Origin of the sequence: Pseudomonas sp. KCJK9111 (assembly GCF_046231935.1) — a bacterium.
Classification (GTDB): Bacteria; Pseudomonadota; Gammaproteobacteria; order Pseudomonadales; family Pseudomonadaceae; genus Aquipseudomonas; species Aquipseudomonas parafulva_B.
In genome coordinates, this window is record NZ_JBJJMO010000013.1 from 37,003 (window position 1) to 55,939 (window position 18,937).

Sequence of the window (18,937 nt, forward strand, 5' to 3'; positions counted from 1 at the left end):
CGGCACTTGTCACATGGACCAATCTGTATGTATAACCAGTACCCCGTAAAGCTGCCGTCCGACCGATTTCCGTGATTGCCCATTCTGTCGAAGATCCCCTGTATTACCTGCATAACTTCCGCCAGGTCCTGTGCTGGGTGGGTCAGCGCTATGCAGACCTGCTCGATCTGAGCGAGCAGGCGTTCATCGCTGCGTTCGCCGAGTTGGACCCGCCTGCGCAAGCGATCATGGTGCGCATGGTCATGCGCAAGGGTGAGCTGTTTCGAGATGATCGCCTGCAGTATGCCGAAGTCGGTGATATCGGGCAGGCCCTGGCACCTTTGATCGGGCTCGGCTGGGTGTGCGAGCCCGAGCACTTGACCCTTGAGCAGTTGTTCACGCTCTTGCGCAAGGATGAACTGGCGCAGTGCTTTGCAGCGCAGCTCAGCCGGCCGCGTGCGGCCAAGCATGAGCTGCTGGCCGAGTTGCAAGCATTGGAACTGGCTCCGCGGTCGCTGCGCCAATGGTTCGCCGACAGTGAGCTGCGTATCGTGCAGTGGTGTCGACAGCCGGTCTGTGACCGAATTCGGCTGCTGTTTTTCGGCAATCTCTATCAAGACTGGTCGGACTTCGTGCTCGCCGACCTGGGGGTATTGCGTTTCGAGCAGGTAGCGTTCAGCGCTGACTCGCGGGCCTTGCACCAGCGCTCGGAGGTTGATCTGGCCCTGGCACTGCACCAGTGCGCCGAGCGTCTAGAGGAAGGCGCCGATACCGCTTCGATCCTGGCGACACTGCAAGGCTTGCACAGTGGCAATGCATGGCTGGCCAGGCGCCGCGCGCGGTTGCTGTTCGCGCTGGGCCAGCAGTGCGAACGCAGGGGCGAGTGGGATCAGGCCATGGCGGTGTACGCCCAGTGCGCCCATCCCCAGGCGCGCATTCGTCAAGTACGCGTACTGGAGCGCACACAGTCCTGGGAGCAGGCCCATGCCCTGGCTCTGCAACTGGCAGCAGCGCCGGCCAATGCGCTTGAGGTACAGGCGCTGGAGCGCATGTTGCCGCGCCTGGCGCGCAAGCTCGGCGGGCCACCTCAGCGTCGCCAGCGCCTCAAGCCCGTCGAGTTGATCGAGCTGGAACTGCCCAGATCCCACGCCGAGCTTGGCGTCGAGGAAGCGGTGCGACAGCATCTGGCTACGGCGGGGGGGGAGGTTCACTATGTGGAAAACACCCTGTTCAACAGCTTGTTCGGCCTGCTGTGCTGGGAGGCCGTGTTTGCCCCGGTCCCAGGAGCCTTCTTCAACCCATTCCAGTCGGCGCCACAAGACTTGCACGACAGCGACTTCCAGCATCGGCGCAGCCAAGTGTTCGAGCGTTGCCTGAACCGGCTGGACGACGGTACACATCGGCAGGCCATTCTGGACTGCTATGCCACCAAGCGCGGCCTGCAATCGCCTTTCGTGTTCTGGGGCATGCTCAGTGAAACCCTGCTTGACCAAGCCTTGGGCTGCTTGCCGGGCGCCCATCTGAAGCAGTGCTTTTTGAGGCTGCTGCAGGACATTCGCAACAACCGCACCGGTATGCCGGACCTGATCCAGTTCTGGCCGGAGCAAGGCCGCTATCGCATGGTGGAGGTCAAGGGGCCAGGTGATCGCCTGCAGGACAACCAGCTGCGGTGGTTGGAATTCTGCCGCCTGCATGGCCTGCCGGTCGCGGTGTGTCATGTGCGCTGGAGCGAGGTGGCGTGAGCTACAGCGTGGCTGTACGGGCGTTGTGTGAGTTCAGCGCGAAGGTGGGTGACTTGGACCTGCGCTTCACGCCGTCGCCGACAGCCCAGGAAGGCATTGAAGGCCATCGGCGCGTGGTCGCCCGCCGGGGGGCGGGCTATGAATCGGAAATCGCCCTTGAAGGGCAGTTTGAAACCCTGCGTGTTCGCGGACGCGCCGACGGCTATGACCCGGCTTGCAACCGCCTCGAAGAAATCAAGACCCACCGCGGTGACCTGGCCCGCCAGCCTGACAATCATCGCCAATTGCATTGGGCACAGGCCAAGGTCTATGGCTGGCTGCTGTGTCAGGCGCGTGGCCTGTCAGCCCTTGATGTGGCCCTGGTGTATCTGGACGTCGACAGTGATGGGCAGACGCTGATCACCCAGCACTGCACGGCGACTGATCTGCAGGCCTTCTTCGACGACCAGTGCCAACGGTTTCTGGCCTGGGCTCACCGTCAGCAACGGCGCCTTGCGCAGCGCGACCTAGGGCTACTGGCGCTGCGCTTTCCCTATCCGCAGTTTCGCCAAGGGCAGCGGCAGCTGTCTGAGACCCTGTACAAGGCCGTGAGCACTGGCCGCTGCCTGATGGCCCAGGCCAGTACCGGCATCGGCAAGACGCTTGGCACGCTGTTTCCCCTGCTCAAGGCCATGGTGCCGCAGCAGTTGGACAAGCTGTTCTTTCTGACAGCCAAGACACCGGGGCGCGCGCTGGCCCTGGATGCCCTTCGCCAACTGACCGATACCCAGGCCCAGCCCGGCTTGCGCACGCTGGAGCTGATCGCCCGCGACAAGGCCTGCGAACACCCGGACAAGGCCTGCCACGGGGAGTCATGCCCGTTGGCGGCGGGCTTCTACGACAGGCTGCCTGCCGCACGCGAAGCCGCCGCTGCCCAGCCCTTGCTCGACCGCAGCAGCCTGCGCGCAGTGGCGTTGGCCCATCAGGTATGCCCGTATTACCTGGGGCAGGAAATGGCGCGCTGGGTCGATGTGCTGATTGCCGACTACAACTACTACTTCGATGCCCACGCCTTGCTCTTCGGCCTGGCCCAGGCCAACCAATGGCGTACTGCCGTTCTGGTGGACGAAGCCCACAACCTGGTCGAGCGCGGCCGCAGCATGTACAGCGCCAGCCTCGATCAGGGCCAGCTGCAGGCATTACGTCTACGTAAGCCGGCCGGGCTGACCACGGCGCTGGACCGTTTGAATCGGCAGTGGAATGCGCTGCACAAGGAACAGCGCGCGCCCTACCAGGCCAGTGACGCGTTGCCCCAAGCGCTGCTACGCGCGCTCCAGCAGTGCACCAGCCTGATCCAGGAGCAGATGAACCAATCCCCGGCGCATACCGATCCGCACCTGCTCCAGTTTTTCTTCAACGCATTGCAGTTCAACCGGGTGGCTGAACTGTTCGACGAGCATTTTCTGTTCGACATCAGCGTGCGCAACGGCCCGCGCAATAAGCGCTATTCCACCCTGTGCCTGCGTAACGTCAACCCGGCGCGGCTGCTCTCGCCGCGTATGCAGGCGGCCCGCAGCGTGACCTTGTTTTCAGCCACCCTGAGCCCCCGGCGTTTCTACCACGACCTGCTGGGCATGCCGGCGGACACCGCCTGGCTCGAGGTAGCCGCGCCGTTTCGCGCCGAGCAGCTGGAAGTGCGCATCGCAAGTCAGGTTTCCACGCGTTATCAGCAGCGCAGCGCCTCGTTGGCGCCAATCGTCGAGCTGATTGCGCAGCAATACCAGCGCCTGCCGGGTAACTACCTTGCTTTCTTCAGCAGCTTCGAATATCTGCAGCAGGTGGCCGAGCTGCTGGCGCGCCAGCACGGGCAAATCCCCCTCTGGTCGCAAGCCCCAGGGATGGACGAGGGCGAGCGTCAGGCGTTTCTCGACCGTTTCGTCGAGGGCGGCCGCGGCGTAGGGTTTGCGGTGTTGGGCGGGGCCTTCGGTGAAGGGGTCGATCTGCCGGGGACGCGCTTGATCGGCGCGTTCGTGGCCACTTTGGGCCTGCCCCAGGTCAACCCGATCAACGAGCAGTTCAAGCAGCGGCTTGGTCGCCAGTTCGGCGCCGGGTTCGACTATGCCTACCTGTATCCGGGGGTGCGCAAAGTCATCCAGGCAGCAGGCAGGGTCATCCGGGGCGACCAGGACCGCGGGGTACTGGTACTTATCGACGAGCGCTTTGCCGAACCCCGTGTTCAGCAGATGTTTCCAGGCTGGTGGCCGCCAGCGATTGCTTGACACTGCAGCGCGGGCCCTTTGCCGCTACTGATGAAAAGGCAGCTTTAAGGCCCTGCGTTCGTTCTGGTGGGCCCTTTGCGGTAAGATCAGCGACCACACCGTTCCACACTCCGTTGTATTTGAGGGCGGTGAGCGTGTCAGGTTCGCAGTGGCTTGGCCCGTGCGCTGTCTCCAAGGCCTGAGAATGGGTAGCTTGCACTCATCGTCCGCCTGCGCTGCAACACTGCTACAGGATTTATGTTTTGTCCGAACTTCCGAAAAACCCGCTCTTGCAGTACATGGACCGGCTGGCGCCCTCCAGCCAGCAGACCATGCGCTATATCCTCCAGGACGCTGCCGACCGGCTAGGGTTCGTGGACTGCAACCTGGTCGATGTGCCGTGGCATCAGCTCGAGCCTGGTCATGTGATAGGGCTGGTCGCCGCGCTGCGCAGCGATGGTTTTGCGCCCAATAGCTCGTCGCTGTACGTCAACGCCATCCGCGGCGTGATGAACGAGGCCTGGCGACAGGGCCTGATCGACCACGAGCACCTGCTGCGCATGCGCGAGGTCAAACCTGCCACTGGCTCGCGACTACCGCCTGGTCGCAACCTGCGGCGCAGCCTGATTCGGGAACTGATGGACGTCTGCGCCGCTGACCCGCGCCCGCAGGGCGTTCGTGATGCGGCCATCATCGCCTTGTTGTACGGCACCGGCATGCGCAAGTCGGAATCGGTGGACATCGACCTGGATCAGGTGGATTTCGAGGCGCGCAGTTTGCAGGTGGTGGGCAAGGGCAATCACCAGCTGATCAAGTACGCACCGCCCTGGGCCTTCGAAAAACTGCAGGCCTGGCTTGACTTGCGGCGCGCTGGCTTGCCTGCCGGCGCAGAGGACGATCCGTTCCTGTTCAACCGAATTCGGCGGGGCAACCACATCACCCGGGCTCGCATCACCAAGCATGCGATCTACTACATTGCCCGCCAACGCGGTGCGCAGGTCGGTGTGAAGATCATGCCGCACGATTTTCGTCGCGCCTTCATCACGCGGGTCATCGAAGAGCATGACCTGTCCATCGCTCAGAAGTTGGCGCACCACGCCAACATCCAGACCACGGCCATCTATGACCGGCGCGATGACAACGAACGTCGGCGTGCCGTGGACCGTTTCGACTACTGAACACGCCTATACCTTGTCGCTAGATAGCCCACCCCATGCCTAGGCCCACGAGCACCGCAATGGCGCTCGTGCATGCCCTTGGCTAGTGCGCGCACCAACTAGCTGCCCAATGCGGGCGCAGCGCTCTGATTCAAGCATCTACCGCTGACCCGCCGAATTGGCCCATTCCCTGCTATGTCCACCTCGAGAATTTGATCGAGTGGTCAGGCAGGAACGCGTAGTCGTCCCCGCCCGGTCCCCTCGCAACGGCCATGAGGCCACGCACTACAAGGGTTGCAGGATGATGCTCGCAGAGCCGCTTAAAGCATTGGACGACCCGACCGGGTGGAGCGCTTGTCTGCAATTGCGTTTTGTCGTTCGCGAGGATGTGACCCGCCTTGGTGCGAGCCGGCATTTCGGACCTCTTTTGGTGCAGCGGCCATTCTATCCGGAAGGCGCGCCATGCCACGTCTATGTCCTGCACCCGCCAGGCGGCATCGTCGCCGGTGACCGGCTAGAGTTGGACATCAGCCTGGAGCCCGGTAGTCACGCGCTGCTTACCATGCCGGGGGCAAGCAAGTTCTACCGCAGCGTGGGCCCGACGGCGCGCCTGACCCAGCGCTTTCACCTGGCAGCGGGCAGCACACTGGAGTGGCTGCCTCAAGACAGCATCTTTTTCAATGGTGCCAAGGCAACGCTCGAGAGCCGCTTCACCCTCGAAGCCGGCGCTCGACTACTGGCCTGGGAAACCTTGTGCCTGGGTAGGCCGGTCATGCAAGAGCGCTTCGAGCAAGGCGCGCTCGACAGCCTGCTGAGCATCGAGCTTGCAGACCAAATCGGCCTGCACGAACGCTTGCGGGTACGCGGTGGACGCCTGGAGAAGCTCGGTGGTCATCCGTTGCTGGCAACGTTCTGCGCTGCGCCCGCCAATCAAGACACGCTTGAGGCCATACGCCCGCATCTGGACGCGCTGGGTATCCCGGCAGGCGCGACGCTGCTCGGCTCGCTGCTGGTGATCCGCCTGCTCGATCACGACAACCAACACCTGCAACACACCCTGCAACGCCTTTGGCAGGTGCTGCGTCCGGCCATCCTGGGGCTGTCCGCCTGCCCGCCACGAATCTGGGCCACCTGAAGAGAGTACCGATGGAGCTGACCCCTAGAGAGAAAGACAAACTGTTGCTGTTCACCGCCGCATTGCTGGCCGAACGGCGCCTGGCCCGTGGCCTTAAGCTCAACTACCCCGAGGCGGTGGCGCTGATCAGCGCGGCGGTGCTCGAAGGGGCACGCGACGGGCGTACGGTCGCCGAGCTGATGAGCCTTGGCCGTGAAGTACTGACCCGCGAGCAGGTTATGCCCGGCATCGCCGAGATGCTGCACGACGTGCAGGTAGAAGCAACGTTTCCTGATGGCACCAAGCTTGTGACGGTGCATGACCCCATTGTCTGAAACCCCACCGGAGCCCCTGATGATTCCAGGTGAAATCCAGGTCGCCCTTGGCGACATCGAGCTCAACAGCGGCCGTGCCACCGTCAGCGTGAGCGTTGCCAACCACGGCGACCGCCCCGTGCAGGTCGGGTCGCATTACCACTTCTACGAGGTCAACGCGGCCCTGGTCTTCGAGCGTGGCCCCACCCGCGGGTTTCGCCTGGACATCCCGGCAGGTACCGCCGTGCGTTTCGAACCAGGCCAGGCCCGTACCGTGCAGTTGGTCGCCTATGCCGGCAAGCGCGAGGTGTATGGGTTTCAGGGCAAGGTCATGGGGCCTTTGGAGCGTGAAGCATGAGCCGACTGTCTCGCCAGGCCTATGCCGACATGTTCGGGCCCACGGTAGGGGACCGGGTACGCCTGGCCGACACCGAGCTGTGGGTGGCCGTCGAAAAGGATTACACCCTGTACGGTGAAGAGGTGAAGTTCGGCGGCGGCAAGGTCATCCGTGACGGCATGGGCCAAGGGCAGATGCTGGCCGCCGAGGCCATGGACCTGGTCTTTACCAATGCGCTGATCATCGACCACTGGGGCATCGTCAAAGCTGACATTGGCATCAAGCATGGCCGCATCGCCGGCATTGGCAAGGCCGGCAACCCTGACGTCCAGCCAGGCGTCACCTTGCCGATCGGCCCTGGTACCGAGGTGATTGCGGCCGAAGGCAAGATCGTCACGGCTGGCGGCATTGATTCGCACATCCATTTCATCTGCCCCCAACAGGTGGATGAAGCCCTCAACAGCGGCGTGACGACCTTCATTGGCGGTGGTACCGGGCCCGCTACCGGCACCAATGCCACCACCTGCACCCCAGGCCCCTGGTACTTGGCGCGCATGCTCCAGGCAGCCGACAGCTTGCCCATCAACATAGGGCTGCTGGGCAAAGGCAATGCATCGCGACCCGAGGCACTGCGCGAGCAGATCGCCGCCGGCGCCGTGGGGCTGAAGCTGCACGAGGATTGGGGCTCGACCCCAGCGGCCATCGACTGTTGCCTGGGGGTGGCCGAGGAGTTGGACATCCAGGTGGCCATCCATACCGACACCCTCAATGAGTCCGGCTGCATCGAAGACACCCTGGCCGCCATCGGCGAGCGCACCATCCATACCTTCCACACCGAAGGGGCTGGCGGGGGCCATGCGCCGGACATCATTCGGGCAGCGGGGCAGGCCAATGTACTGCCGTCCTCGACCAACCCCACCTTGCCTTACACGGTCAATACCGTGGATGAGCACCTGGACATGCTGATGGTCTGCCACCACCTGGACCCGAGCATTGCCGAGGACGTCGCCTTCGCCGAGTCGCGTATCCGGCGCGAGACCATCGCGGCCGAGGATATCCTGCATGACATGGGCGCCTTCGCCATGACATCTTCCGATTCCCAGGCCATGGGCCGGGTCGGAGAAGTCGTGCTGCGCACCTGGCAGGTGGCGCACCAGATGAAAAAGCGGCGCGGGCCCCTGGCGCCCGACACGGCGTACAGCGATAACTTCCGGGTCAAGCGCTACATCGCCAAATACACCATCAACCCTGCAGTCACCCACGGCATCGCCCATGAGGTCGGCTCGGTCGAACCGGGCAAACTGGCGGACCTGGTGTTGTGGTCTCCGGCGTTCTTCGCGGTCAAGCCGGCGTTGGTGATCAAGGGCGGAATGATCGTCACTGCGCCCATGGGCGACGTCAACGGCTCGATTCCAACGCCGCAACCGGTGCACTACCGACCGATGTTCGGCGCCCTGGGCGCGGCCCGCCATGCCACCCGCATGACCTTCCTGCCACAAGCCGCAATCGACGATGGCCTGCACCAGGCGTTGAACCTGCGCAGCCTGATCGGGGTGGCCCACGGCTGCCGACGGGTGCGCAAGGCCGACATGATCCACAACACCCTGCAACCGGTGATCGAAGTCGATGCCCAGACCTATCAGGTCAGGGCCGACGGTGAACTGCTGGTGTGCGAACCGGCCACCGAGCTGCCGCTGGCGCAGCGCTATTTCCTGTTCTGAAGGAGCCCCGATGTTAGTTCTGACCCGTCGTATCACCGACCCCGGCACCCATGCCGTAACCGGCACTGTCACCCTGGATGTGGACAGCCGCATCAAGAGCCGTTTGCGGGTAACCCTTGACGATGGCCGCGAAGCGGGCCTGATGCTCGAACGGGGGCACTTGCTGCGCGGCGGAGAACTGCTGACGGATGCCACCGGCAGCCAGTTGATCCGGGTGCAGGCCGCGGCCGAAGCAGTCTCGACCGTGCGGTGTGCAGACCCGCACCTGCTGGCACGCGCCGCCTACCACCTGGGGAATCGACACGTACCTCTGCAGATCGAGCCTGGCCTGCTGCGCTTTCAGCATGACCATGTGCTCGATGACATGCTGCGCGGCCTGGGCCTGACCGTGGAGGCCGAACAAGCGCCTTTCGAGCCTGAGGCCGGTGCCTACCAGAGCACACCCCATACCCATGGCCATGGTCACCCCTTCGTGCGCCTGCCTGCTCATTCCTGACCCTAATGGAGCTACCTATGAAAAAGACGTTCGCGCTGTTGTTACTGATGCTGGCGTTGCCCGCTTTCGCCCACCCTGGTCACGATACCCACCCGCTACAGGACGGGCTGTTGCACCCGTTGACCGGGCTGGATCACCTGTTGATGCTGCTGGGCACTGGCGTGTTGGCGGCGCTCACTGGCCGCACGTTGCTGCTGCCCTTGGCGACATTGGCGGCGATGTTCGCTGGTGCTGTAGGGGGGCACTTGTTCGGAAATGTACTGGGCATGGAAACCCTGATTGCAGGCTCGCTGGTGGTGGCCGGTGCGGCCATGCTGCTGCCAGCACGGCAACTGCTGCTGGCGCTGGCCATGCCGGTGTTTGCGCTGTTCCATGGCTGGGCGCATGGGGTAGAGGCGACGCCCAGCGCGTTCTGGCAATTCAGCGCAGGCTTCGTTGCAGTGAGCGGGCTGTTACTGGCCTGTGGCTACGCAGCAGGCCTGCTGCTGCGCCGCCATGCACGGCTGCAGAAAGCGTTCGGCGGTGGGCTGCTGGCCGGCGCAGCACTGGTGCTGGCCGGTTGATGAGCACCGATCTGGCGTTGCTGCGGTTGCTGCAGCTGGCAAGCCCCGGCTTGCCAGTCGGGGGCTTCACCTATTCGCAAGGCCTGGAATGGGCAGTCGAGGCAGGGTGGGTCAAGGACACAGATGGTTTTGCCGCCTGGCAGCGCGAACAGATCCAGGACACCTTGGCGTACCTGGACTGGCCCGTGCTTGTCCGCCTGTACAACGCCTGCCTGGCCAGCGATGCCCAGGCGTACGCCCATTGGTGCCAGTTCTTGCTGGCCAATCGCGAAACGGCAGAGCTGCGCCTGGAAGAGCAACAGCGTGGGGCCGCCCTGGCGCGACTGCTCGACGGTTGGCAGCTGGCACAGGCCCCGGCTTGGCGTGACAGCCTGGGGCTCACCCAGCTGGGTGGCATGGCCTGGCTGGCCGTGCATTGGGCGATCCCCTTGCGGCAACTGGCAATGGGCTACGGTTTCGCCTGGCTTGAAGGGGCGGTGATGGCCGGTGTCAAGCTGGTGCCGTTCGGCCAACAGGCTGCCCAGACCCTGCTGCATGCGCTGAGCAATGACTTGCCCGAGGCATTCGACCACGCCCTGACCCTTGGCGACGACCAGCTTGGCGGCGGCTTGCCACTGCTGGCCATCGCTTCATCGCGTCATGAAACCCAATACACCCGTTTGTTCCGTTCTTGAGGACTGCCTGAATGCAAAGCTATCAACAACCCCTGCGTGTCGGTGTGGGTGGCCCCGTGGGCTCCGGCAAGACCGCATTGCTCGAAGCGCTGTGCAAGGCCATGCGCGACCATTACCAGATCGCGGTGGTGACCAATGACATCTATACCAAGGAAGACCAGCGCATCCTGACCGAAGCCGGTGCACTTGAGCCTGAGCGCATCGTAGGCGTCGAAACCGGCGGCTGCCCGCACACGGCCATCCGTGAAGATGCGTCGATGAACCTCGCAGCCGTCGAGGAGCTGGCACGCAAGTTTGGCAACCTTGAAGTCATCTTTGTCGAAAGTGGCGGCGATAACCTGAGTGCGACGTTCAGCCCCGAGCTGGCCGACCTCACTATCTACGTGATCGACGTAGCCGAAGGCGAGAAGATTCCGCGCAAGGGTGGACCCGGCATCACCAAGTCCGATTTCCTGGTCATCAACAAGACCGACCTGGCACCGTACGTTGGGGCTTCACTCGAAGTAATGGAGCGTGACACTCAACGGATGCGGCCCGAGCGGCCCTGGACGTTCAGCAATCTGAAAAAGGGGGAGGGGTTGCAGGCGGTGATCGACTTCATCATCGAGCAGGGCATGCTGGGCGTGCGAACCTGACCCCCGCTTGATGGGCAATACCCAGCCAGCCAGGCGGGCCTGCCAGGCTGGGTAGACGCGACCCGGCAGCGCATCAGCCTGAGTGCGCGACGTGCTCCGGGGTCAGTTCATCCTGGAAATCCTCCTCGCCAGGCAATGCGGTGATCACGCTGAAGTCACTCACCTCGACCTGCCCACCGCCATAGCCCAGCAGGTGGAAGGAGAAGGCCTTGCGCTCCACCGGGTTGTCGAAACCGAACTCCATCTCCAGCGGCTCGTCAGCGGTGACCCTGACTTCCTCGGGCAAGCCTAGCGGCACATCCTGCTCCAGTTGCTTGGCCTTGAGCTGGATATACGCGGCGTGCCTGGCGTCCAGCGCACGCACCTTGACCCTGACCCGCGTGCGCGAGCCCTCGGGCATTTCCAGGTACTGCGCGCCGATCAGGTTATCGGCCCAATCGTCATGGATGCGCTTGCGCAACTGGATGGGTGAAGGCCCGCCAAATTGATAGCGCAGGTTGAGGGGGCTTTGCATCAGCGACTGGTCCAGTACGCCGGCCAATGCACCCATCTGCTGGCCCAGTGCGCTGTCGCCCTGGTCCAGGTAGCGGGCCTGATCGGCAATGAAACCTTCGCTGGCGTAACGGCGACAGCGCTGCTGGAAATCGCACTCGGTAAACACGCCCTTGCCGTTGTGGTAGCGGAGCATGCCATTGGTGAACGAGATCATTTCACGACCGGTGTCGTAGTCTCGGTACATCGACCGCCCGCCAAGGGCCAGCGGGATGGGCAGCGCGAAATAGTCCAGCAGCGAAGTGGCCAGGTCGACATGCCCGTAGGTGCCGCCCTTGAGATGAGGTAACTGGGCCTGATCGGGTGCGAGGGTCAGGTTGAAGCCCCAGGAAGAGGCCAGACGCACCCCATCGATGCCGTGGGATTCATCCGAGGTGATTACCACCAGGGTGTCCTTGAGCACGCCCCGGCGCTCCAGGTTATCCAAGAAGGCCCCCAGGGCATCGTCCAGATAGGCCACGGCGGCCTGCTTGGGCGTGTCGAAGCGCGCCAGGTAATTGGCAGGGGCGGAGTAGGGCTGATGGGTGCCGACGGTGAGCAGGGTGAGCATCCACGGTTTGTCTTGCTTGCGCAGTTGCCCGACGTAATTCAGTGCGCCCTCGAAAAAGGCTCGGTCATCCTTGCCCCACGGGAAGTCCAGGTAATTGCGGTTGGCGAACCACTCCACGCCATGTACCGAATCAAAACCTATGTGGGGCATGATGCGGTCCTTGGCCATGAAACGAAGCCCAGCGCCCTGCAGGTAATGGGTGGTAAAACCAGCCTGGCGCAACTGCGCCGGCAGGCAGGCCTGGTTGCGCTCGGCCTGGGTCAGCAACTCCACGCCCTTGGGCGTACCGTTGGCCAGCTTGTCGTAGTCGCCACAGAGCATTGCATACAAGCCGCGTATGGTCTGATGGCTGTGCAGGACATAGTCCGGGGTGTTCATGCCCCGCGCTGCCCATTGGCTCAGGCGCGGCATCAGGTCTTCGTCGAAGCGGCTGTGCAGCGCCTCGCGATTGGGGCGCAGGTAGGCACCCGGGATGCCCTCGACCGTGATGACCAGCAGGTTGCGCGCGCTGCCAGGGCCATTGAGCAGGCGTTGGCCGTTGAGGTCCGACTGGGTGAGGCCGGCGCTCGGCAGGGGGGTGAACGGCGTCGCCTGGCCGCTCCAGCGTTGCACCTGGCGCTGCACATCGCCCACCGCCGCAGAGACGAGCTGATGCCCCAGGTTGTATTGGCGCCACTGCTCGGCATCGGAGGGGGCCAGGTGTTGGCTGGCCCAATGCACACCGAACAACGCCAGGACCGCCACCCACGCCTTGCGTGGCAGCGATCGGCCAGGCTGTCTACGCGTCTTCCACGCCCAGACCAACCAGACCAGCAGCCCGGCACCCAAGGACCAAGGCAGCCAGGCGTGGGCCAGACCGCCCCCGGTGGAGTTCTCCATGAACTGCGGGTCGACCAGGTAGGCGAGGTCTGCGCTGGTGGGCAACCGTCCCACCGCGCTGACCAGTTCGGCCGAGGCGACCCAGAGCAGGGCCCACGCCAACAGCACCGGCAGCGCCAGCCACCAAGGCCGGCGGTGCAAAAGCAGCATCAGTGCGCCGCCCAAGGCCAGGTCGGAGAGATAGCCAAGCGGGTTGGACCAGCCCAACACGGCACGTGCGCCCAGAGGTAGCACCAGCACCAACACGGCCAAGGCGGCGAGCCGCTGGTGTGAGGGGTCTGAAAGGCTCTTCACAAAAAACGTTCCTTTGCCATTAAACCGTCATCAAACTGTGGCTGATGATAACAGGCGGAGGCCGGGCAAGGCGGGTGTGCAAAGCGCGGGCACACAAAAGGAGGGCCCGCGTGAGCGGGCCCGGTGCGTCGATCATCAGAAGTAGTAAGGGAATTTGAGGCTGAACGAGAAATCGGGCGCATCATCGGTCAGCCCAATGGACAGGTTGGGCACGATCGTGAGGTTGTTGGTCGCCGCAAACGTCATGCCGACGTTGAAGTTGGCCGCGTTGTAGTCGCTGTTGGAGACCGATTGCCAGTCACCACCGTCGGGCTTGATCTTGCTCTTGCGTCCGAACTGGTCGGAGACCGAGAACGACATGCTCATCTTCTCGTTCAGCGCGAAGGCAATACCCGCACCGATCTGCCACGAGTCGCCCAGCTTCACGTCACCTGGGACCTTGCTGTTGACCTGCGGGCTGATGTCGCTGAAGGAGTCTTGCAGGTTGTACGTGTAGGACAAGCTGCCGAACAGCACGGCCGGATCGAACGTCTTGACCAGCGAGATACCCGGCGTGATGGACCAGACCCCATTGCCGGTCGGCAGGCTCTCGGGCACGGAAAGGTTGTCGTTGCCCGCCACTTCGCGCAGCTTGATCCCATAGGGGTCCTTGCCGGTCGGCGCCTTGACCCGCAGGGTGGCCACGGCGTCTGGCCAGGTCTCGGATTCGTCCAGGAACTTGTAGGCGACACCTACGTTGATATCACCGATTTCCGGGTCACGCGTGACCGTGGCATCCGAGGTGCTCGGCCCGGCACCGCCTGCGCCGCCAGACGAATAGGTGGACTCGCGGTAGATGACCGGGACGTTGATGTCGAACTGCCAGCGCTGGTCCAGGTTGTAGCGTGCCGTCAGGTCCAAGGTCCAGTTGTCGGCCTTGATCCGGTCCAGGTTGATATTGCCCAGGAAGATCGAATCCAGCGCCAGGAAGCCGTTGAGGGTCAGGGCGCGGGTGTCGTAGTGGGTGTAGGTCAAGCCGGTTTCGAGGCTGAACTTGCCACCCCCGAAGAACCCGCTGGCCTCGTCGTACAGGTTGGAGACGCTTTGCGCAGGCTCGGAGTCTGCGGCCAGCGCCTGTCCATACGAACTGCCGGTGGTCCCAGGCGCCCCGGCAGCGACGGTCTGGGCCCCCTTGACCCGTTCGCTGGGCGATCGCACCAGGCGTTTTGGCGGGGGCGCGGCCGGAGTTTCTTCGACCTGGCGAACCCGCTGCTCCAGCACCATCAGCGCCTGCTGCTGGGCTTCATAGCGGCGCTTGAGTTCGGTCAGTTCCTGTTTGAGTGCTTCTACTTGCGGATCTACAGCGGCGTACAGCGATGTGGCGGGTGCCAAGGTTGTCAAACACACAACCGCTTTGAGTGCTAACGATCGTTGCATGAAGATGCCGTCCCTTCCGACTGCTGTGATGAGACTGAGCGTAGATCAGTATCCGACAGAGCGAAGCCCTTTGAGCTGGTCCAGGCTGCCGTTTAGCGAAGCGGCAGTCGGCAGGTTCTGGCGCATGACCACGTTCAGGGAGGTGACGTTGTTCACCAGGTTGCCATTGCCAAGCACGGTGGTGTTCTGCATCAACCCGCCCTGGGCCAGGCGCTGCACGCTGCTGCCCTGGTTGGCGTTGGCGTCTATGTTCATTTGTACGCCCACGCCTGTGGACGATACGCTCAGCGCGCCGGCACCGTTCTCGGCCATCAGCGTCTGCCCAGCGGCCAATACCTGGCCATGGGCCTGCACGGCAGGGGCCTGATCGGCCTTGGTCACGTTGACGTTTACAGTGTTGTACGCACTGTTGTCGTCGCCGGCCGCGCGGACCACTTGGGTCACCCCCTGGGTGGTGCCGAGCCCGGCACCGCCGCTCACCGTGCCGCTGCCTTGGGCGACCGGCTGGGCACCTCCCTGGGCCGTCGGCGCGCCGTGCTCATCGATCAGCGAGACATAGAACTGCGGCTTGATCGTGGCCTCTTGCACCTGCAAGGTGCTGCTGGCGCCTATCACTTCGCCGCGCGCGGTCTGCCAGGTGCTGCTCATGACGATGCCAAAACTCACGATTCGGCCCGGCATCACGTAGCGCCCACGCAAGCTCGCCAGCTCCTGGTCCTTGAGCTCGATGGGGTGCAGCACTTCGGCGTGGACAGGCAGGCTGGCCGTCATGCAAGCCAGGACCATCCAGATAGGGGTCTTCATGCAATGCTCCCCGGCGCATCATGCACCTTGTTCTTGGAAGAGGCGTTAGAAGAAATCGCTTCGAATGAAGCCGTAGTCCAGCAGATCGGCATCCTTGACCGGCGTGAAGCCGTCCAGGCGGCCTTTGGCCGTCAGCGGCAACGGAGGGTCGAGCAGGGCGTTGTGCTTGTCGTAGCCCTGGCCGATCACCGCGAAGATGATGCCGTTCCAGCCCTTGAGGAAGTCCTCGGTTCTGTAGCGCTTGTGCCCCAACACCGGATCGCCGATGTAGACCCAGCCGCGGTCGACCTTCTGCATGACCACAAAATGCTTGTAGCCGCGGATGTCCATCAGCACCACCACCGGGATTCGTACGCTGTTCAGGGTCTCGGGCGCCACCCGGTATCCCCGGGCGCGCATGCCCAGGCTTTCCACGTAGCGCTTCATGTCGAGCATCGAGAACCCCTGGGTGCGGACCAGGTTCTGGTCGGCATGGGTCAGCATGCCTTCGATGATCTGGTGTTCGTCCACGTCCAGCCAGTAGGCCTGGCGCAGGATGGTTGCCAGCGCGGCGGCGCCGCAGCTGAAGTCGGTCTTCTGTTGCACCAAGTCGGCGAACTTGCGTTCGCGCATGCTCTGGATGGGCTTGAACACCACCGCACCGCCGGGCAGGACGGACAGGGGCATCTGGGCTGCTTGACCCATGCTGGTCAGGCACAGCAGGAACGCCAGGGCGAATACGCGCATGATCGACGCCTTTGGATGCGTTGAAGATAGGCCCCCTGAAAGGGGGCCTTGGGTCTGGCATCAGAACGAGGTATTGGAGATAGCCAGCGAGTTGCTCTGCTGGTTGCCGACACCGGCCGCCACGTTCACGCCCAGGTTGCCGCTGCCGCCATTGACCGAACCGCTAAGGGTTGCAGTGTTGGTCACAGGGTTGGCCCAGCCGGTCGGGGTCAGCACTTGGAAGGACACGGTATTGCTCAAGTCGTAAGCGCTGCTTTCGCTGTAGCTCTTGGCAACGTCGTTGGAGGACTGACTGGAGGTTTCGCCAGACTTTTCAAACGCCGAAGCCGAAGCGTTCTCGTAGGACGAGTCATGGGACTTGGTGTACGAGGAGTCCCGCGAATGGTTATAGGCCGACTCGCTCGACTTGTCGTAGTTGGAGTCGAAGGCTTTCTCGAACGAAGAGTCGTAGGCACTTTGCTGCGAGGTATTCACCGAGGCGTCCAGGGATGCATTGAGTGAACCGTCGACGCTGCTGGTGCGGGTGCGCTCGCGATCACCGTTGGTCAGGGTCAGGGTACGCGTGGCATCGGCAGCCGCTGCCAGGCTGGCACTGAGGCTGGCGCTGTTCGAAGCGCTGGCGCTGCCGCTGGCCGAACCGTTCATGCCCCAGCTGTTGGAGCCACTGGCACTGGCACTGTTGGAGCCGCTGGCGTTATTGGCACTCGAACCACTCGAATTCCAACCGCTGGAGCCGCTGGAGCTGGCACTTTGCGAGCCCGCCAGGTTGAAGCTGGACGAGGCACTGCGGTCATCGGTCGAGTTCAGCGTACCTTCACGCGAGCTGGAACCGGTGGCCGAGGTGGTGAAGGTCAGGGTATCGACACGGTAAGTGCGGTCGGCCCCATTGTTGACCACAAGCCCAGGACCGTTCTGGTCGGCCTTGGCCGTAGCCGTGGCGTTGCCGATACCGGCATTGGTATTGGCGATGGCCATGCTGTTTTTCTGCTGGTTCAGGTCGCCGCCGGCAATGTTGATGCCTACGTTGCCCGAGCTGCCTTCGCCAGAGCCGCTCATCACCGCCGAAGACTGGGTCGACCAGTTGTCAACACGGTTGTTGTTGCTGTACTGGCTGACGTCAGCATTGGCTTGCGCGGTGCCGAAGACGAAACTGTTGTCCAGGGTAGAGTCGGCAGCGGCGTTGGCGATGGCCGACGCGTTGCCCTGCTGGTTACCGTTACCAGACGCCACGTTGACACCCACGTTGCCACTGGCGCCGGTTGCCGAGCTGCTCATTTCAGCTTCGTTCACGGTGCCCTGGTTGGTGATGGTGTTGCCGGTGCTACGCTGGGTGTCCAGCGCATCGGCCTTGGCCGAGATAGGCAGCCAGGTGGTGCTGTTGCCGTTGTAGCTGCGACGGTTCTGATCGGCTTGTACAGCAACGGCCATGACCGCAGCAATTGCGAAAACCAGAGGCTTGAGTGCCATCGAAGGTTTCATGGTGATTCTCCGTACTCTAAAGGTTAAGTGTCGTTCATGACTCAAACGGTCAGTCGGCGACTCGTATGCTCAAGGTGTTGGCCATGCGGTTTCCCACCCCGGCACTCTGATTCAGCTGAACCACGCCACGGCCACCGGTGAACGCCTGGTCACTGGTGGTGACCTGGCGATGACCTGTCGGGGTAGCAGCTGAGTCAAAGGTGTTGAGCAGCGTCACGTTCTGTTGCAGGAGGACGCTGTCGTCGATGCTTTGCGGTTGTGTTCCGACGCTGATGCGCAGGGCGTTGGCCTGCTGGGTGCCGGCACCGGCGCTCTGGTTGACGCCAAGCGCGCCATTACCGTGGCTGAACGAGGCGCCGCCAATGCGGGCTTGGGTATCCATGGGAGCGTGCGCAGGCGTATTGAGCCGTTGCCGGATCTGGGTCGTGGCACTGGCGCCGTGGCCAAGGGCAAAGGCCCGGGCATTGGCCTGCTGCTGCATGTCCCCGGCGGCCTGGTTGACCGTCATGTTGCCCTGATAGGCACGGCCGGCGTCGTCGATGGTGGCGTTGTTGCTGATGGCAGTCGGTGGCTGGGCCATGGCGGAGGCGCTGCACAGCAGGGTGATGACGAGCAGGGCAGGCTTCATGTCATTTGCCCCCCGTCAGGATCTGCAGGGGCGCGAGGCCTTTCTGCACGCTCGAATTGACCATGTTGGAGATCCCGTTGCCCGACCCTGCTCCACGCCCGCCAGAGAGGTTGGGCAACTGGCTCTGGTAGCCAAGGTTGCTGCCCAGGTGATCGGTGTGTTGGGTGATCAGGGCGTTGATGCCTGAGCTGCTGCTGATGCTGGCGAAGTCGCCATCGCTCAACTCGTTGGTCTGGCGCAGCACATGATTGACCGGGTTGGCATTGACGGTGGTGGGTGTGGGGTCCGGACGCAGTGGGGGAATCACGGCATTGCGTGTCTGCACGTCGCGGGTAATGACGATGGTGCCATTGTCGGCTTGGGCGGTCGCGCTGAGCGAGCTGATCGCGCACCCCAGCAGCAACAGGTAACCCAGGCGTTTGTCGATGTTCCTCACGACGGCAATTCCTTCTTCAGCCGCTGGCCTTGTTCAGCGTTGCGCTAGCAAGAGCAGAAGCCGTGCCGCTTTTGAGAAGTCGCTGTATTTCAGAGGGTTAGCGCGATGAAAGCTGTCGTATAGGGCTGCGTTGTGTCAGTGCTGATACAACGACCATGGACTGATGACCAAGCGGTCACCTCTAGGGCGTGGTTTGATTGGAAT

General features: G+C 63.2%; 18 protein-coding genes. 11 read left to right on the forward strand and 7 right to left on the reverse strand.

Features of this window, described 5'->3' with window-relative positions; translation table 11 throughout:
* The first annotated feature begins 71 nt into the window (after positions 1 to 71).
* From ACK59L_RS07610 to ureG, 11 genes are all read left to right on the forward strand, one after another.
* Positions 72 to 1,721, forward strand: a complete 1,650-nt coding sequence (locus tag ACK59L_RS07610; RefSeq protein ID WP_409272760.1) for a VRR-NUC domain-containing protein — start codon at positions 72 to 74, stop codon at positions 1,719 to 1,721.
* The gene (locus ACK59L_RS07615; RefSeq protein ID WP_409272762.1) at positions 1,718 to 3,979 is read left to right on the forward strand and encodes an ATP-dependent DNA helicase; all 2,262 of its coding nucleotides are present in this window, start codon (positions 1,718 to 1,720) and stop codon (positions 3,977 to 3,979) included. Before ACK59L_RS07610 ends, ACK59L_RS07615 begins: the two co-directional genes overlap by 4 nt.
* 242 nt (positions 3,980 to 4,221) lie before the next feature.
* Positions 4,222 to 5,136 carry a tyrosine recombinase XerC gene (gene xerC / locus ACK59L_RS07620; RefSeq protein ID WP_058605127.1) on the forward strand — a complete coding sequence of 305 codons (915 nt, stop codon included), beginning with the start codon at positions 4,222 to 4,224 and terminating at the stop codon, positions 5,134 to 5,136.
* A gap of 280 nt (positions 5,137 to 5,416) precedes the next feature.
* A complete protein-coding gene (locus ACK59L_RS07625; protein WP_409272764.1) occupies positions 5,417 to 6,250 on the forward strand; it encodes an urease accessory protein UreD in 834 nt (277 codons plus the stop codon).
* An 11-nt stretch (positions 6,251 to 6,261) separates the two neighbouring features.
* Positions 6,262 to 6,564 carry an urease subunit gamma gene (locus ACK59L_RS07630; protein WP_003253929.1) on the forward strand — a complete coding sequence of 101 codons (303 nt, stop codon included), beginning with the start codon at positions 6,262 to 6,264 and terminating at the stop codon, positions 6,562 to 6,564.
* 19 nt (positions 6,565 to 6,583) lie between these two features.
* Entirely contained in the window at positions 6,584 to 6,901 is a 318-nt protein-coding gene (locus tag ACK59L_RS07635; protein ID WP_028687722.1) for an urease subunit beta, read from the forward strand.
* Positions 6,898 to 8,601, forward strand: a complete 1,704-nt coding sequence (gene ureC / locus ACK59L_RS07640; RefSeq protein WP_409272766.1) for an urease subunit alpha — start codon at positions 6,898 to 6,900, stop codon at positions 8,599 to 8,601. The genes ACK59L_RS07635 and ureC overlap by 4 nt, the downstream gene beginning before the upstream one ends.
* Positions 8,602 to 8,611: 10 nt before the next feature.
* Positions 8,612 to 9,097 carry an urease accessory protein UreE gene (gene ureE / locus ACK59L_RS07645; RefSeq protein ID WP_058639349.1) on the forward strand — a complete coding sequence of 162 codons (486 nt, stop codon included), beginning with the start codon at positions 8,612 to 8,614 and terminating at the stop codon, positions 9,095 to 9,097.
* 17 nt (positions 9,098 to 9,114) lie between these two features.
* On the forward strand, positions 9,115 to 9,660 hold the full coding sequence (locus ACK59L_RS07650) for a HupE/UreJ family protein (protein ID WP_058639348.1): 546 nt from the start codon (positions 9,115 to 9,117) through the stop codon (positions 9,658 to 9,660).
* Positions 9,660 to 10,334 carry an urease accessory protein UreF gene (locus ACK59L_RS07655; protein WP_409272769.1) on the forward strand — a complete coding sequence of 225 codons (675 nt, stop codon included), beginning with the start codon at positions 9,660 to 9,662 and terminating at the stop codon, positions 10,332 to 10,334. Before ACK59L_RS07650 ends, ACK59L_RS07655 begins: the two co-directional genes overlap by 1 nt.
* Positions 10,335 to 10,345: 11 nt before the next feature.
* Positions 10,346 to 10,969 carry an urease accessory protein UreG gene (ureG, locus tag ACK59L_RS07660; RefSeq protein ID WP_409272771.1) on the forward strand — a complete coding sequence of 208 codons (624 nt, stop codon included), beginning with the start codon at positions 10,346 to 10,348 and terminating at the stop codon, positions 10,967 to 10,969.
* A gap of 73 nt (positions 10,970 to 11,042) precedes the next feature.
* Here ureG and ACK59L_RS07665 read toward each other — a convergent pair whose 3' ends face one another.
* The 7 genes from ACK59L_RS07665 to ACK59L_RS07695 all read right to left on the reverse strand — a co-directional run bounded on the left by ACK59L_RS07665 (position 11,043) and on the right by ACK59L_RS07695 (position 18,733).
* Positions 11,043 to 13,244 (reverse strand): LTA synthase family protein, encoded by a 2,202-nt coding sequence (locus ACK59L_RS07665; RefSeq protein ID WP_409272773.1) that lies wholly within the window; start codon positions 13,242 to 13,244, stop codon positions 11,043 to 11,045.
* 135 nt (positions 13,245 to 13,379) lie between these two features.
* Positions 13,380 to 14,660: a hypothetical protein gene (locus tag ACK59L_RS07670; protein ID WP_058605135.1), complete on the reverse strand. Its 1,281-nt coding sequence runs from the start codon at positions 14,658 to 14,660 to the stop codon at positions 13,380 to 13,382.
* Positions 14,661 to 14,705: 45 nt separating this feature from the next.
* Positions 14,706 to 15,464, reverse strand: a complete 759-nt coding sequence (locus ACK59L_RS07675; protein ID WP_409272776.1) for a hypothetical protein — start codon at positions 15,462 to 15,464, stop codon at positions 14,706 to 14,708.
* Positions 15,465 to 15,509: 45 nt separating this feature from the next.
* Positions 15,510 to 16,190: a C39 family peptidase gene (locus ACK59L_RS07680; RefSeq protein ID WP_409272778.1), complete on the reverse strand. Its 681-nt coding sequence runs from the start codon at positions 16,188 to 16,190 to the stop codon at positions 15,510 to 15,512.
* A gap of 60 nt (positions 16,191 to 16,250) precedes the next feature.
* Complete coding sequence (locus ACK59L_RS07685; protein WP_058605138.1) at positions 16,251 to 17,669, reverse strand: hypothetical protein; 1,419 nt, start codon at positions 17,667 to 17,669, stop codon at positions 16,251 to 16,253.
* Between the two features lie 49 nt (positions 17,670 to 17,718).
* Positions 17,719 to 18,297 carry an adhesin gene (locus tag ACK59L_RS07690; RefSeq protein WP_409272780.1) on the reverse strand — a complete coding sequence of 193 codons (579 nt, stop codon included), beginning with the start codon at positions 18,295 to 18,297 and terminating at the stop codon, positions 17,719 to 17,721.
* 1 nt (position 18,298) lies between these two features.
* Positions 18,299 to 18,733, reverse strand: a complete 435-nt coding sequence (locus ACK59L_RS07695; RefSeq protein WP_409272782.1) for a hypothetical protein — start codon at positions 18,731 to 18,733, stop codon at positions 18,299 to 18,301.
* Between the last annotated feature and the right edge of the window lie 204 nt (positions 18,734 to 18,937).